We start from the raw sequence: 13,927 nt of genomic DNA, 5'->3' as shown, positions 1-13,927 counted from the left end.
GGTTCGGCGGCGGGATCAACCCGCCGCGCGCATCGCGCCCGGTGCGTTCACGCCGCGATAGAAGCCGCGATAGGTCTCGCACGGCGTGAAATGATCGGTCTGGCCGATCACCGTCTCGCCCGCGCCCAGCGCCAGCAAGCCGCCCGGCCGCATCGCCGATGCCAGCGTATCGAACACCTGGCGGCGCACCGCCGGCGAGAAATAGAGCATCACGTTGCGGCACAGGATGATGTCGAAGCTGCCCGCCGGGGCCGCATCCTGCGTCAGATTGTGCTGGCGGAACTGGAGTTTGCGGACGAGCTCGGGCTTGGCGACCCAATCAGCGCCGACCGTGTCGAACCAGGTCATCATCCGGCGCACCGGCAGGCCGCGCTGGATCTCGAACTGCGAGAAGCGGCCGCTGCGAGCGCGTGCCAGCGCCGCGGGCGAAACGTCGGTCGCCACGATCTCGGGATCGGGCATGCCGCGCTCGGAGAAGAGCATCGCCAGGCTGAGGGGCTCCTGCCCCGTCGAGCAGCCCGACGACCAGATGCGGAGACGCCGGTGACCGGCCTCGGCCTGCATCGCCTGGGCGGCGTCCGCGATCATGTCGAGCACTGCCGCATCGCGGAAGAAGCTCGTCTCCTGATTGAGAAGCGCATCGACAACCAAGTCCGCCAACTCCCCCGTCCGCGCCGTGATGAGCTTGGCAACCAGCTCATCCAGGCTAGCCAGACCCTTCTCGCGAAGGATCGGCTTGAGTGCCGTTTCGATCCGCCAGGTGCGGTTCGCTGCGATCTGCTGGCCCGCGCGCTGCTCGAGCAGCGCGGCGAGCATGTTCATCGCGCCCGAAGAGGCGATCGGTGCGCCGCCGGGCGGGATCATGCTGCACCTCCTCGGCGGGCGATCAGCCGCCCGATTTCGTCCGGCGCCATCACCGCACTGGCGCGGCCGGCATTGGCCACCGCGCCGGGCATGCCCCACACGACCGAGCTGGCGCGGTCCTGCGCCAGCACGCGCGCACCGCAGTCGATCAGATCCTTGGCGCCCTCGCAGCCGTCGCGGCCCATGCCGCTCAGCACCACGCCGAGCGCGCGATTGCCGAACACTTCGGCGACGCTTTCGAACATCGGATCGACCGAAGGCATGCAGCCGCTAAGCGCCTTTTCATGGGTCAGCCGGATCGCCGCGCCATCGGACATGCGGACCACGCGCATATGCGCGTCGCCCGGAGCCACGATGATCCGGCCCGGCCGGATGCGCATGCGATCGGTCGCGACTTCGCAGGGCCGCCCGCCAAGCACGGCGAGCTGGGTCGCGAAATAGGTCATGAAGCTGGGCGGGAGGTGCTGGGTGACGAGGATCGGCACCTGGAAGCTTGCCGGGATCGCGCGCAGAAGCTGGCTCAGCGCGTGGATGCCGCCGGTCGAGGCGCCGATCGCGACCAGGTCGAAATCATCGGGCGCCGCAACCGGGCCGTGATGATGGTGGACGTCGTGATGGCCATGCGCCTCGACCAGGCGCGACAGCCGCTCCTCGAGCACTTCGGCGAAGCGGCCGCCGAATGCACCGATACCGGGCTTCACCAGCGTGTCCGCCGCGCCCAGCGCCAGCGCCTGCACGCTCACCGCCGCGCCCTGTTCGGCTGCGGAGGAGACGATCAGCACCTTGGCCCCCCGCCCTGCCGCGATCATGTCGGGCAATGCGGTAAGCCCGTCGATTCCGGGCATTTCGATGTCGAGCAGGATGATGTCTACCGAATGGTTCTTGAGATAGTCGAGCGCCGCGCGGACGTCGCTATAGGCAGCGGCAACGCGGAATCGCCGCGTGCCTTCCACCATGCGCCCCAGCACCGAGCGTGCGACGACCGAATCGTCGACGATCAGCACCTGCGCCGGCCCGGCGGGAGTGCCGCTGAACCCGGTGTCCGCAAGAGATGCGTGCGCCACGTGTGGCTCCTAGAATGCGCCGCTTACGCGACGCCGACGATCTGCAGCTTGCTTTCCAGCGTCTCGCGGTCGAACGGCTTCATGACATATTCGTCAGCACCCGCCTCGATGGCGGCGCGGATATAGGCCATGCCGTTCTCGGTGGTGCAGAACACCACCTTCGGGCGCGTCGGGAGCCCCGAATCCTTCAGTGCGCGCAGGAAGTCCATGCCGCTCATCACGGGCATGTTCCAGTCCAGCAGGATCACGTCCGGCGGGGTCTGCAGGCAGGAGTCGAGCGCCTCGCGACCGTCACCGGCCTCGCGCACTTCAAAGTCGAGCGTCTCAAGGATGTGCCGGGCAACCTTCCGGATCACCTTGGAGTCGTCGACGACCAGACAAGTCTTCATTTTCCCCTGTTCCCCGCTTTCAGGCATCTAGGTAGGAGTGGACAGTGCACGAAAGGCGTAAGCGCCACGTTAACTCGCCTAATCAATTCACGACGGCGGTGCCGGGCACCAGGCGGGCAAGATCGATCGCCAGGATCGGTTCGCCATCGCGCTCGACGATCCCGCGCCCGGCTTCACGCCAGGCCGGATCGAGCGCCACGCCGCTGGCGAGCGGCAACAGCTCGAACGGCGCGACGTCGTCGAGCGCATCGACGAGCATCGCATAATGATGCCCCTCAAACTGGGTGATCACGGCGCGGCGGGCAGTGCTGCCCCCGGCCATGCCCAGCGCCGACTGGGTATCGACCACGGTCACCACGCGGCTGCGCAGCGCGGCGAGCCCGCGGACATGCGTCGATGCACGCGGCACCGCAGTGACCTCGCCGATATCGACCACCGATTCCACTTGCTCGGAATCGATCGCCACGGCGCGGCCCGCAATCTGGGCGATGAGATAGAGATGCGACATCAGCGACCTGCCTTGCCGGAAACCCGGGCTTCGAGCGCGGAAAGTAGTCCGGCCCTATCGTATCTATAGACGCTGTCGTCGCCCGACCCGCCTGCCGCGCGCTTTCTGCGCAGGCGGACGACCGGAGCGGCCTCGCCGCCGGTGGGCGTTTCCTCGGACGAAAGCACCACAGCCGGGGTCTCGCCCGCGGCCAGCCTGAGTGCCACACGATAGCCCGATGCCTCGAGCAGCGGCTTCACGAACGAGGCCATCCAGCCGTCGCTGTCGCCTGCGATGAGGCACAGCGGCGAAGCGTCCTCGAACTCGCGCTCGGCATGTTCGTTGAAGATCCACAGCATGTCGACCAGCTCGACCTGCTCGCCATCGACCAGCACGACGCCGGCGATCGGGCCGGGCTCGCGCGCCGGCGCGATCTCTTCGGGCAGCACGACGATGTCGGCCGCCTCGTCGATCGCATAGGAAACTTCGTTGGTGCCGTCCTTCAGGCGCAGCACGTTGATCCGCTCGAGCCCTTCCAGGTCGCCATGCGCGGCGAGCGGGAGGATGCGCTCGTCGATCGTCACGCGGAAGCGGCCCGCCGCGAAGCGCACCGCGCTCGCGTCGACCTGCTCCACCCGGTCCACCGCCGCCAGCGGCACCGCGCGGCGCACACCGTCGAGATCGCGGAACAGCAGCGCGGGCAGCCCCGGCGCCGCGAGGATCTCTTCCTCTTCCTCGTAAAGCTGCTCGCCACGATTGAAATCGAGCCCGGCGACCTTGGCCATGCCGGCGCAATCGAGCAGCAGCATCGGCAGGCCCGAATCCGGCAGCGTCTGACCGGCATAAAGGCCGGTCGACATCACTGCGGGCGACGCCGGCTTGATCACCAGCTCCTCATTGTCGAGCACCGTCTCGACGGCGAGCGCATAGCTCCCCTCGCTCACGCTGACGATGGCGAGCATCTGGCGGCCCTCGTCGCGCGAGGCGCCGGCAGGCAGCTCGAGCATGTCGGACAGATGGATCAGCGGCATGCGGCGCTCACGCACCGATGCCACCGGCGAGCCGCCGATCACATCGACACGGATCGCCTCGCCGCGCTCGGTGACGATCTCCTCGATCGACTGGCGCGGGATCGCGAAGCGCTGGCCGCCCACGCCCACCACGATCGTCGAGATGATTGAGAGCGTCAGCGGTACATGGATGGCGATGCGCAGGCCTTTGCCGGGCGTGCTGTCGAGTTCGACGCGGCCACCAATCTGCTCGATCGAGGCACGGACGATGTCCATGCCCACGCCGCGTCCCGAAACGTCGGAGACGACGTCCTTCGAGGACAGGCCGGGCTCGAACACCAGGTCGAGCTTGGCGCGGTTGGAAAGCTTGCGCAGCTGGCTTTCGTCGCGGCCGGCGGCCACGGCCTTCTGGATCAGCCGCTCGGTATCGATGCCGCGGCCGTCATCGACGATCTCGACGATGATCTGGTTGCCCGACTGGCGCGCCGAGACCGACAGGCGGCCATTCTCGCGCTTGCCGCTCGCGCGTCGCTCGCCCGGGGGCTCGATGCCATGGTCGATCGAATTGCGGATGATGTGGACCAGCGGGTCGCGCATCACTTCGATCATCTCGCGGTCGAGCTCGACGTCCGAGCCCTCGACCTGGAGCATCACCGATTTGCCCAGCCCCGCCGCCGTATCGCGCACCATGCGCGGCAGCGCGGAGAACAGCGCGTCGATCTTCTGCATGCGGGTGCGCGTCACGGTGTCGCGCATCTCGCCGACGGTGAGCGACAGCCGCTCGAGCGCCGCCTCGATCGTGGGATCCACTTCGCCCTGGCGCAGGCGCCGGGAGAGTTCGTTGCGTGCCAGCACCATGTCCGACATGCCGGACATCATCCGGTCGAGCAGGTCGACGTTCAGGCGCACGCTGCGGGCAGGAGCACGAAGCCCGACCGGGCCACCGGCCTGGGCAATCTGTTCGGCGCCTTCGGCCAGCGCCGCGATCAGCAACTCGTCGCCACTATCGCTCAGGCCCGTGCCCGATTCGATGGCTTCGACGAGCTCGCCGATCCGGTCGACCACCGCGAGAACGGCGTTGACCAGCGCGCGATCCGGCGCACGATCGCCTTCGCGGACCTGGGCCAGCACGTCTTCGGCGGCATGGCTGAGGCGCCCCAGGCGCGGCAGGTCGAGAAAGCCGCAGCTCCCCTTCACCGTGTGCACGAAGCGGAAGATTGCATCGAGCCGGGCGCGATCCTCGGGATGCGCCTCCCACGCGACGATTTCGCCCGAAAGCGCTTCGAGCGTCTCTCGCGTTTCGGCGATGAATTCCTGTAGCAGGTCGTCCATGGGGCCCCGGATAAGCAAATTTGCCGGGTCGTTCTGCGCGCGCGGTGGTTAAAAGGGCGTTAGTGGACGGACTTCTTTGCTCAGCCTCAGAATGGCAAGCGGCTGAGCATGTTCAGCGCGTGTGCGATGCTGGCGAAGGGCCCCGCACATTGCGAATGATAGCGACCGCTCAGTTCCGCGCCTTCGCCCTCCTGCGGGAATTGGACATATTCAACGCGGTGATGCTTCAGGATCGGCTGCTGGCAGCTCTTGCAATTGTGCCGGGGTGTCTCGCCCCAGGGCGGACCGAGCGGGCCGGTATCGATAAACATGGATGCGACTCCAAGGGGTGGTTAATCCCTAGGAAGCCTTAAGGGCGCCCGCCCGCCAAGCTGCTGGAAACCCCTAGGGGTTCGTTCGCGCTTCGTGCCGCTCAGGCGACCTTGAAGCTCGCCCCGAACAGCAGCACCTCGGCGTCGGGCGGGCTCACCTGGAGCACGCCGCCGCCCTGCGTCACCAGCGCATGGACGAGGTACGCCGCCGCCGCGCGCGGCGTGATCGGCAAATCGTCCTTGCCGCCGGCCAGCGCGCTGCGCAGCTCGGGGTCGAGCACGATGCGCGGGCCATTGGCGCGCACGACGATTTCGATATTTCCATCGACAATTTCGGCGCCGATATCGAGCTGGCCGCCGCGGATCAGCGCATCGCCGCCGATCAGCGACAGATTCATCAGCACCTTGATCGCCTGCTTGGGAAGGACCGGGTCCTCGACCATCCAGCCGACATTGACGCGGTGGTTCTCGCCGAACAGCCCCTCGATCGCCGCCTGCGCTTCGCGCGTATCGACGGTCTCGCCGAAGCCGCCCGCCGCGCCGAACGCCAGGCGGAAGAACTTCAGCTTGTTGGCGCTCGCCTTGGCGCTCTCGTTGAGCAGTTCCAGGCAGCGCGCGCGCATCTCGGGATCATGCTCATCGGCGAGCAGCTCCAGCCCGTTGTTGAGCGCCCCCACCGGGCTCAGCAGATCGTGGCAGAGCCGCGAGCAGAGCAGGCTGGCGAAGTCGGTCGGGCTGATGTTCAAGGTGCAGGCTCCCCGCGAGGTCCAGTCTCTTTGGCGCAGCCCGCGCAATGCTGCAAGCGCGTGCCTGACACGCTACCAAGGTCGTAGCTGTACGCACCGCGACGGTAGCGTTACCATCGCCGCAAAATAGAATGAGGGAGAGCTATGCGACAGGTCCTGCCCATCCTCGCCGCGCTGCTGATCGCGCAGCCCCTGCCCGCGTTCGCGCAGGAGAAACCCGCCGCCACCGCCAGCTTCCGGATCGACAAGGCGCGGATCGACAAGGCGCTGGCCGAGATGGTCTCGAGCGGCCGCGCCACCGGCGTCGAGGCGCTGGTGTGGAAGGACGGCCGCGAAGTCTATTTCGGCAGCAACGGGCTTGCCGATCGCGAGGCGAACCGCCCGATGCGGCGCGATACGCTGGTCCAGGTCTATTCGATGACCAAGCCGGTCACCGGCACTGCGCTGATGCAACTATGGGAGCAGGGCAAGTTCGGGCTCGACGACCCGCTCTCGCGCTATCTCCCCGAATTCGCGACGATGCTGGTCCAGGACGGCACCGATGCATCGGGTCAGCCGCTCTGGCGCGCCTCGAAACGCCCGATCGTCGTGCGCGACATCCTCCGCCACACCGCCGGCTTCGGCTATGGCGACGGCCCGAGCGCCGCGGAAAAGGCCTTTGCTGCCGCCGATCCGCTGGGGCTCGATCACGACCTCACTGAGTTCGGCCGCCGCCTCGCCCATGTCCCGCTGCTCTTCGATCCCGGCACCGAGTGGCGCTACAGCTCGGCGGTGGACGTCCAGGCGCTGCTCGTCGAGCGGCTCTCGGGGCAGAAGTTCGAGGACTATGTCCGCCAGCATGTGCTGGGTCCGCTCGGCATCAAGGAGGCCGGCTGGACGCAGCCGAATGAGCGGCTCGATCGCTTCGCCGCCACCTATATCCTGGGCCCCGACGGCAAGCTGACCCGCGAGGCCGACGCGATCACCCGCGCCCGCAATTTCCCGCGTCCCCCGATGACGATGGGTGGCGCGGGCATCGTGGCGCCGATCGACGATTATATGCGCTTCGCCCGCATGCTGCTGGGGCAAGGCACGCTGGACGGCGTACGCATCCTCAAGCCCTCCACCGTCCGCCTGATGTCGACCAACCAGCTCGATCCCCGGATCACCGAGAAAAGCTGGCTCCCCGGCAAGGGCAATGTCGGCTTCGGCTTCGACTTCGCGGTGCGCATCGGGCAGCCGCAGACGGCCGACGAAAACCGCGGCGCGGTCGGCGAGTTCTTCTGGGACGGCGCTGCCTCGACCCTGTTCTGGGTCGATCCCGCCAACAAGCTGGCCGCAGTGTTCTTCGTCCAGACCCGGCCCTTCCAGGTGTCACTCCACCGCGACTTCCGCCGGGCGGTTTACGGTGACACCTATCTCGGGCCGCCTGGCGACTAGACTACCTTGCGCCCGGTGAAGAGCTGGATCAGGCCGACCACCACGGCGATGACCAGCAGGATGTGGATCAGGCCGGCGCCGACGTGGAAGGTGAAGCCCAGCAACCACAGGACCAGCAGGATGACTACGATCGTCCAAAGCATCGGCATGCTCTCCGTCTAGAGTTTCCCCTTTAACGGGTTGCGCCACCGGAACGTTCCGGCCCGGCCTGCGGTCTTTTCCGGATTACGCCGCCCCCCGGCGTTCCTGCTACAATACGCAGGTGCGGGTGCCGACCCGCTTCCTGGGACCCTCGATGACGCGCAGCGCTGTGGACACGCACAAGGAGACGATTCCCGGGCCCGGCTGGGAAGGTCTTGGCGCGTCCAGCCTTCCGCAATGGATAACCGGGATCGGCTGCCTGATCCTCTCGCTGCCCCTGTTCGGCTGGGTGTTCGGCGTGCCGGTGCTGCGCGGCTTCGGCAACCCCGACTATGCCGTCGCGCCGCTGAGCGCGATCAACGGCTGCAGCATCACGCTAGCGGCGTTCCTGGCGGTGAGCGGGCGCCCCTGGCTCGCCCGCCTCGCCTTCCTCCCCGGCGCGATCCTGCTCAGCCTGATCACGCTGGAATATCTCACCGGCGCGATCGCCGTGGAGCGCTTCTTCTTCTTCGAGACCGTGCAGAAGCTCGGCGTGCGCAACAACGGGCTCAGCCCCGGCGGCACGGTCGCCGTCGCCGCGATCGGAGGGCTGGCCGCGATGGCCGTGACCTCGGAGCGCCAGATCCACCGCGTGATCGCCATCATCCTGTCGAGCGCGTCGATCGCGCTGACCCTGCTCGCCACCACGGCATTGATAGGCGAGCCGGGAGGCACCTCCCCCGCCTTTCTCGGGCGCTCCGCCGTGTCGAGCGCGGTTGCGCTCCTCCCGGCGACCGGCGTGATCCTCTATGCGATGCGGCGCCGGACGGGCGAGCGCGGCTGGCACCTGCTCATCCGGCTGACGCCGATGATCGTCATCCTACCTGCAATCCCCTCGCTGACCGGCTTTGCCGCCTACCAGATGGACCTGCTTGGCTTCAGCGCGGCGCAGTTCCTGGTGCTGGCCGGCAATGTGCTGATCCTTGCCACCGTGCTTATGCGCGCGATCCGCCATGCCGACGGCCAGGCCCGCGCGCTAGCGATCCGCGAGGCCAAGCTCAGCGCCGTGCTCGCGATGGTGCCCGATGCCGTCATGCTGATCGAGGAGAACGGCACGATCGTCGAGTTCAGCGCCGCCGCCGAGCGGCTCTGGGGCTACCGCGCCGAGGATGTGATCGGCAAGCCGGTCACGATGCTGGCGCCCGAGGATCATGCCCCGCGCTATATGGGCGAGCTCGCCGGACTGCAGGAGCGCGAGCTCAACCCCTGGAACGCCGACCCGCTCAGCGCCGTCGGCCTGCGCAGCGACGGTTCGCTCTTCCCGCTCGAGGCGCGCGCCGGCCGCGTCGAGGCGGATGATCTGCGCTGCCTGACGGTCTTCGTGCGCGACATGTCCCACCAGTTCAGCGCCGAGGACCAGGTCGCCCAGCTCAATTCGGAGCTTGCCCACCTCGCCCGCCAGAGCGCGATGGGCGAAGCTGCGGCCGATCTCGCGCACGAGCTCAACCAGCCTCTCACCGCCGCCGCCAACTATCTCTCCGCCGCCGCGATGCTCGCGCGCAACACAGGCGCCGAGGGACCGGGCACCGAGCTGGTCGGCAATGCCCGCGAGCAGGTGATGCACGCCGGCGACATCATCCGCCGGCTGCGCAGCTTCACCGAGCGCAACGATACCGAGCGCAGCGTCGAGCCGCTCCAGCCGATGATCGAGGATGCCGCCCGGCTGGTGCTGGTCGGTTCGAGCCGCCTCGCCGCGCAGATCGACTGCGACGTCGTGCCCGCTAATCTTCGCGTCTTTGTCGATCGCGTCCAGGTCCAGCAGGTGCTGGTCAATCTAATGCGCAACGCCGTCGAGGCGCTGCGCGTCAGCGGACGGGCCGATCCGCACATCCAGATCACTGCGCGCCCCATCGAGGATGCGATGATCGAGGTGCGTTGCCGCGACAACGGCCCCGGCCTGCCGCCCGAGACGCTCGCGCATCTCTTCCAGCGCTTCTCGGCGAACAGCACCAGCGAAGGCATGGGCATCGGCCTGTCGATCTCGAAGCGCATTGTCGAGCTGCACGGCGGCGTATTCTCCGCCACCAATGCCCCCGAGGGCGGTGCCGAATTCTGCTTCACCCTGCCGACGCTCGACAGCGAGGACAACGGTCCGCTCTAACGCGCGCTTCCCTGCCCCTCGACAAGTTGCGACAATTTAGCCGCTCCACCGAGAAACCTGCGAGACGCGCGGGGCCTATCCCCTCCTAATCCAGACATCACCTGGAGCGGAGAAAAGGCATGATGAAACTGAAACTCGCCGCGCTGCTCGCAGCCAGCGCCCTGACCTTCGGCGGAGGTGCGGCTATGGCCGCTCCGCAGCAGGATCATAATCCGCCCAAGGCCGAGCAGGCCCGGCGCCCGCACCACGACATGATCGACCTCAACAAGGACGGTACTATCAGCAAGGACGAGTGGATGAAGGCTGCCGCTGCGCGCTTCGAGAAGTTCGACGTCAGCAAGGACGGCAAGATCTCGCGCGAAGAGATGCGCTTCGGCCGTTTCGAGGAAATGCGCATGCATGGCGGTCGCGGCCATGGCGAGCGGGGCGGCTGGCATCGCGGCGGCCAGGGTGGCCCGCAGGGCGGCCCCGGCCGTGAAGGTCGCGGCGGCCCGGATGGCCGCGGCCATCGCATGGGCCCGCCGCCCGCCGGCGCACCGACGCCGCCGGCCCCTACCAACTAAGCCGTCAGTCGATCGTAACCGGATCGAAGCGCCCGTGGAGCGAACCGCGCTCCACGGCGCGCCAGGCGGTCAGCTGGTCTCCCCCGACGATTACCCAGAGCTTTCCGTCGGGGGCGGCCATTGCCGCATCGGTGATCGAGGGCATCGCGTCCCCGCTTGGATGCGAATGCCAATATCCCGCGATCTTCGGCCCGCCCGCACGCTCGGCCCGAAGCGCAGCAAACAACGCGACAGGATCCAGCTCGAAATGCCGATCAGGCGCTTCGTCAACATTTTCAACAGCTTGGAAGCTGTCTATCCTATCCCCGCTGCCGAACAGCAGCCCGCACGCCTCAACGCCTGCGGAAACCGCAGAAATCCGTCGAATACCGATCAGTACAGATCTTGAAATGGCGATCCTCATGCCCATTTATGATAAAACATGAATCAGGGGGTTTCCATCATCGAAGCACGCATCGCGGACACAGCCGATGGCTGGCGTCTGGATCGTGCGCTCGCCGACGCCGTGCCGACCATGTCGCGCGAACGGCTGAAGGTGCTGATCTCGAGCGGTGCGGTCACCGGCCCCCAGGGCCTGGTCCGCGATCCGGCGAAAAAGGCGATGGGCGGCGGCCTCTACAATGTCGCGGTTCCGGACCCCAAGCCGGCGCATAACGAGGCGCAGGAGATCCCGCTCAACATCGTCTATGAAGACGAGCATCTGATCGTGATCGACAAGCAGGCCGGGCTGGTCGTCCACCCCGCCGCCGGCAATCTCGACGGCACGCTGGTCAACGCGCTGCTCCATCACTGCCACGGCTCGCTTTCGGGCATTGGCGGTGAGGCGCGCCCCGGGATCGTCCACCGGATCGACAAGGATACGTCCGGGCTGATGGTAGCCGCCAAGCATGATCGGGCGCATGTCGGCCTGGCCGCGCAGTTCAAGGCCCATTCAATCGACCGGCGCTATCGCGCGATCGTGTCGGGGCTTTTGAGACTTTCCGAGGGTAGTGTGGACGCTCCGCTGGCGCGGTCGCCGCACAATCGCAAGAAAGTCGCGATCGTGAAGAACGGCAAGCGTGCGGTCACCCATTGGCGCAAGCTCAAGGATCTGCACGACGCCGCGCTGGTCGAATGCAAGCTGGAGACCGGACGTACCCATCAGGTGCGGGTCCATATGGCCTCTTTGGGTCATCCCCTCATCGGCGATCCGGTTTATGGAAGTGTTCGCAAGGCACACCGCGAACTTCTGGAAACCTTGAATTTCCGGCGGCAGGCCTTGCACGCGGCACATCTGGGGTTCATTCACCCCATCAATAGTACCGCTTTGGCGTTTGAAAGCGAAATCCCTGCCGACATGCAGGAACTGTTCGATAACCTCATCGTATGAATTTTTCGGCGGCGCTTCGCCTGCGGGGGAGCGCGCCTAGTAAAGGGAGAAGTGATCATGGCAAGCGGAAGCAACGTCCCGGCGACGATCCCCGCGCTTGGCGGTGAGGCGAGCCTCAACCGCTATCTGGCCGAGATCAAGAAGTTTCCGATCCTTACTCCCGAGAAGGAGTATATGCTCGCGAAGCGGTTCCAGGAGCATGGCGACACCGATGCCGCCGCGCAGCTGGTCACCTCGCACCTGCGTCTCGTGGCGAAGATCGCCATGGGCTATCGCGGCTATGGCCTGCCCGTCTCGGAGCTGATCTCGGAGGGCAATATCGGCCTGATGCAGGGCGTGAAGAAGTTCGAGCCCGAAAGGGGTTTCCGCCTGGCGACCTACGCCATGTGGTGGATCCGCGCCTCGATCCAGGAATTCATCCTGCGCTCGTGGAGCCTCGTGAAAATGGGCACCACCGCCGCGCAGAAGAAGCTGTTCTTCAATCTGCGCCGGATGAAGGCCAAGCTCGATGCGTTCGAGGACGGCGATCTCAGCCCCGAGCATCTCACCAAGATCGCCACCGATCTCGGCGTCACCGAGGAGGAAGTCACCTCGATGAACCGTCGCATGGCGATGGGCGGCGATACGTCGCTCAATGTGCCGATGCGCGAGGATGGCGAGGGCCAGTGGCAGGATTGGCTGCAGGACGACAGCCAGCTTCAGGACGAGGCCGTGGCCGAAGCGCAGGAAGCCGATGTCCGTCACGAGATGCTCGTCTCGGCGATGACCGACCTCAATGAGCGCGAGAAGCACATCCTGACAGAGCGCCGCCTCACCGACGATCCCAAGACCCTCGAGGAACTCTCGCAGGTCTATGACGTCAGCCGTGAGCGCGTACGCCAGATCGAAGTGCGCGCCTTCGAGAAGCTGCAAAAGGCGATGATGCGCATCGCCGGCGAGAAGCGGCTGCTCACCGCCTAAGACGGCTGCGCATGGCTGAAAACGATCGCGACGACGCGGAGACACCGCGTCTTCCGGAAGCGCCGGCGGACATCCCGCCGGCGCCTTCCGATTCTGCGCCCCGCCCCCGCGACTGGACGCCGCGCGCGACCACGGTGCCGCCCGAACTGGGCAGCACACCGATGCCGGATCTGCGCCCGCTCGGCGAGGAAGCAGATCCGTTTGCGTCAACGAGCAAAACTGATCCCCGGCGAAAGCCGGGGCCCAGCCCTGAATCAGACTCAAGCGCGGCAGCGCTTCTCCCAGACTCCGAGTCTGGGCCCCGGCCTTCGCCGGGGAAAGAGGAGGTGCGGAAACCCCGCAGCCCCCTACTCCGCCGCATCCTCTTCTGGATCCTCAAGGCCGTCCTGCTCTTCGTCGCAGTCTCGGTCGGCATGGTGGTGATCTACAAGTTCGTGCCCCCACCGATCACTTGGACGCAGATCGGCGACATCGTCGGCGGGCACGGCGCCAACCGGCGCTGGATGTCGATCGACCGGATCGATCCCGACATGCCGCGCGCCGCGATCGCCGCCGAGGATGCGCGCTTCTGCGCGCATCACGGCTTCGACTTCACCGCGCTCGAGCAGGCCTATGCCCGCAACCAGAAGGGCGGCCGCATCCGCGGCGGCTCGACGATCAGCCAGCAGACCGCGAAGAACGTCTTTCTGTTCCAGGGCGGCGGCTATGCGCGCAAGGCGCTCGAGGCCTATTTCACGGTCCTGATCGAGAATATCTGGGGCAAGCGCCGGATCATGGAAGTCTATCTCAACGTCGCCGAGACGGGGATCGGCACCTACGGCGTCAACGCCGGCTCGCTGCGCTATTTCAAGCATGACGCCTCGCAGATGAGCCCGCGCGAGGCCGCCCAGATCGCCGCCGTGCTGCCGCTCCCCAAGAAGCGCGCCGGCATCGACCCGCGCGGCTTCACCCGCCGCTACGGCAATGCGATCACCGCGCGCATCGGCACGGTGCGTGGCGACGGGCTGGATAGCTGCATTCGCTGACATTCCGGCCGAATAAACAAAATAAAAATAATTATTCTATTGACGGGCCATGCCTCCGCCCGCCAGATTTCGCCGCACAGAGCGCTGGTGCGAAGACTCCAGCCCAT

Annotated in this window: 15 protein-coding genes; 6 read left to right on the top strand and 9 right to left on the bottom strand. The window is 66.7% G+C overall.

The genetic code is table 11. The features are described from left to right. Positions 1 to 15: 15 nt before the first annotated feature. The 7 genes from HZY97_RS02055 to HZY97_RS02025 all read right to left on the bottom strand — a co-directional run bounded on the left by HZY97_RS02055 (position 16) and on the right by HZY97_RS02025 (position 6,203). Positions 16 to 864, bottom strand: coding sequence for a protein-glutamate O-methyltransferase CheR (locus HZY97_RS02055; protein WP_180140101.1), 849 nt, complete (start codon positions 862 to 864; stop codon positions 16 to 18). After that, on the bottom strand, positions 861 to 1,928 hold the full coding sequence (gene cheB / locus HZY97_RS02050; protein ID WP_373684260.1) for a chemotaxis-specific protein-glutamate methyltransferase CheB: 1,068 nt from the start codon (positions 1,926 to 1,928) through the stop codon (positions 861 to 863). The genes HZY97_RS02055 and cheB overlap by 4 nt, the downstream gene beginning before the upstream one ends. A 23-nt stretch (positions 1,929 to 1,951) precedes the next feature. Next, entirely contained in the window at positions 1,952 to 2,317 is a 366-nt protein-coding gene (locus HZY97_RS02045; RefSeq protein WP_180140099.1) for a response regulator, read from the bottom strand. An 82-nt stretch (positions 2,318 to 2,399) separates the two neighbouring features. Then, a complete protein-coding gene (locus HZY97_RS02040) occupies positions 2,400 to 2,825 on the bottom strand; it encodes a chemotaxis protein CheW (protein ID WP_180140096.1) in 426 nt (141 codons plus the stop codon). Continuing rightward, positions 2,825 to 5,146, bottom strand: a complete 2,322-nt coding sequence (locus HZY97_RS02035) for a chemotaxis protein CheA (RefSeq protein WP_180140094.1) — start codon at positions 5,144 to 5,146, stop codon at positions 2,825 to 2,827. The genes HZY97_RS02040 and HZY97_RS02035 overlap by 1 nt, the downstream gene beginning before the upstream one ends. 86 nt (positions 5,147 to 5,232) lie before the next feature. After that, entirely contained in the window at positions 5,233 to 5,457 is a 225-nt protein-coding gene (locus HZY97_RS02030; protein ID WP_180140092.1) for a hypothetical protein, read from the bottom strand. A gap of 101 nt (positions 5,458 to 5,558) precedes the next feature. Next, positions 5,559 to 6,203: a histidine phosphotransferase family protein gene (locus HZY97_RS02025; RefSeq protein ID WP_180140090.1), complete on the bottom strand. Its 645-nt coding sequence runs from the start codon at positions 6,201 to 6,203 to the stop codon at positions 5,559 to 5,561. Positions 6,204 to 6,347: 144 nt separating this feature from the next. Here HZY97_RS02025 and HZY97_RS02020 point away from each other — a divergent pair, with 144 nt between their 5' ends. Further along, the gene (locus tag HZY97_RS02020) at positions 6,348 to 7,622 is read left to right on the top strand and encodes a serine hydrolase (RefSeq protein ID WP_180140088.1); all 1,275 of its coding nucleotides are present in this window, start codon (positions 6,348 to 6,350) and stop codon (positions 7,620 to 7,622) included. On the opposite strand, the gene HZY97_RS02015 is transcribed toward HZY97_RS02020, so the two are convergent. Beyond that, complete coding sequence (locus HZY97_RS02015) at positions 7,619 to 7,765, bottom strand: lmo0937 family membrane protein (protein ID WP_180141581.1); 147 nt, start codon at positions 7,763 to 7,765, stop codon at positions 7,619 to 7,621. The genes HZY97_RS02020 and HZY97_RS02015 overlap by 4 nt on opposite strands. A 152-nt stretch (positions 7,766 to 7,917) precedes the next feature. On the opposite strand from HZY97_RS02015, the gene HZY97_RS02010 reads away from it, so the two are divergent. Both HZY97_RS02010 and HZY97_RS02005 read left to right on the top strand, forming a co-directional pair. After that, a complete protein-coding gene (locus tag HZY97_RS02010; RefSeq protein WP_180140086.1) occupies positions 7,918 to 9,903 on the top strand; it encodes a sensor histidine kinase in 1,986 nt (661 codons plus the stop codon). 119 nt (positions 9,904 to 10,022) lie between these two features. Further along, complete coding sequence (locus HZY97_RS02005; RefSeq protein ID WP_180140084.1) at positions 10,023 to 10,466, top strand: hypothetical protein; 444 nt, start codon at positions 10,023 to 10,025, stop codon at positions 10,464 to 10,466. 4 nt (positions 10,467 to 10,470) lie between these two features. Here HZY97_RS02005 and HZY97_RS02000 read toward each other — a convergent pair whose 3' ends face one another. Continuing rightward, a complete protein-coding gene (locus tag HZY97_RS02000) occupies positions 10,471 to 10,869 on the bottom strand; it encodes a M67 family metallopeptidase (protein ID WP_180140082.1) in 399 nt (132 codons plus the stop codon). 18 nt (positions 10,870 to 10,887) lie between these two features. On the opposite strand from HZY97_RS02000, the gene HZY97_RS01995 reads away from it, so the two are divergent. From HZY97_RS01995 to mtgA, 3 genes are all read left to right on the top strand, one after another. After that, a complete protein-coding gene (locus HZY97_RS01995; RefSeq protein ID WP_180140080.1) occupies positions 10,888 to 11,835 on the top strand; it encodes an RluA family pseudouridine synthase in 948 nt (315 codons plus the stop codon). A 57-nt stretch (positions 11,836 to 11,892) separates the two neighbouring features. Then, positions 11,893 to 12,795, top strand: a complete 903-nt coding sequence (rpoH, locus tag HZY97_RS01990) for an RNA polymerase sigma factor RpoH (RefSeq protein WP_180140078.1) — start codon at positions 11,893 to 11,895, stop codon at positions 12,793 to 12,795. A gap of 326 nt (positions 12,796 to 13,121) precedes the next feature. Further along, the gene (mtgA, locus tag HZY97_RS01985; RefSeq protein ID WP_180140076.1) at positions 13,122 to 13,820 is read left to right on the top strand and encodes a monofunctional biosynthetic peptidoglycan transglycosylase; all 699 of its coding nucleotides are present in this window, start codon (positions 13,122 to 13,124) and stop codon (positions 13,818 to 13,820) included. Positions 13,821 to 13,927: the final 107 nt, after the last annotated feature.

The organism is Sphingomonas sp. R-74633 (assembly GCF_013416555.1).
Classification (GTDB): Bacteria; Pseudomonadota; Alphaproteobacteria; order Sphingomonadales; family Sphingomonadaceae; genus Sphingomonas.
The sequence above is the reverse complement of the archived record's forward strand: the minus strand, read 5'-3'. Positions and strand labels throughout refer to the sequence as shown.

What these genes read in the sequence shown, in the direction of transcription:
- HZY97_RS02055 (WP_180140101.1), bottom strand. Translation starts at nt 864, where the DNA reads ATGATCCCGCCCGGCGGCGCACCGATCGCCTCTTCGGGCGCGATGAAC.
- HZY97_RS02045 (WP_180140099.1), bottom strand. Translation starts at nt 2,317, where the DNA reads ATGAAGACTTGTCTGGTCGTCGACGACTCCAAGGTGATCCGGAAGGTT.
- HZY97_RS02040 (WP_180140096.1), bottom strand. Translation starts at nt 2,825, where the DNA reads ATGTCGCATCTCTATCTCATCGCCCAGATTGCGGGCCGCGCCGTGGCG.
- HZY97_RS02035 (WP_180140094.1), bottom strand. Translation starts at nt 5,146, where the DNA reads ATGGACGACCTGCTACAGGAATTCATCGCCGAAACGCGAGAGACGCTC.
- HZY97_RS02030 (WP_180140092.1), bottom strand. Translation starts at nt 5,457, where the DNA reads ATGTTTATCGATACCGGCCCGCTCGGTCCGCCCTGGGGCGAGACACCC.
- HZY97_RS02020 (WP_180140088.1), top strand. Translation starts at nt 6,348, where the DNA reads ATGCGACAGGTCCTGCCCATCCTCGCCGCGCTGCTGATCGCGCAGCCC.
- HZY97_RS02015 (WP_180141581.1), bottom strand. Translation starts at nt 7,765, where the DNA reads ATGCTTTGGACGATCGTAGTCATCCTGCTGGTCCTGTGGTTGCTGGGC.
- HZY97_RS02010 (WP_180140086.1), top strand. Translation starts at nt 7,918, where the DNA reads ATGACGCGCAGCGCTGTGGACACGCACAAGGAGACGATTCCCGGGCCC.
- HZY97_RS02005 (WP_180140084.1), top strand. Translation starts at nt 10,023, where the DNA reads ATGATGAAACTGAAACTCGCCGCGCTGCTCGCAGCCAGCGCCCTGACC.
- HZY97_RS02000 (WP_180140082.1), bottom strand. Translation starts at nt 10,869, where the DNA reads ATGAGGATCGCCATTTCAAGATCTGTACTGATCGGTATTCGACGGATT.
- HZY97_RS01995 (WP_180140080.1), top strand. Translation starts at nt 10,888, where the DNA reads ATGAATCAGGGGGTTTCCATCATCGAAGCACGCATCGCGGACACAGCC.
- rpoH (WP_180140078.1), top strand. Translation starts at nt 11,893, where the DNA reads ATGGCAAGCGGAAGCAACGTCCCGGCGACGATCCCCGCGCTTGGCGGT.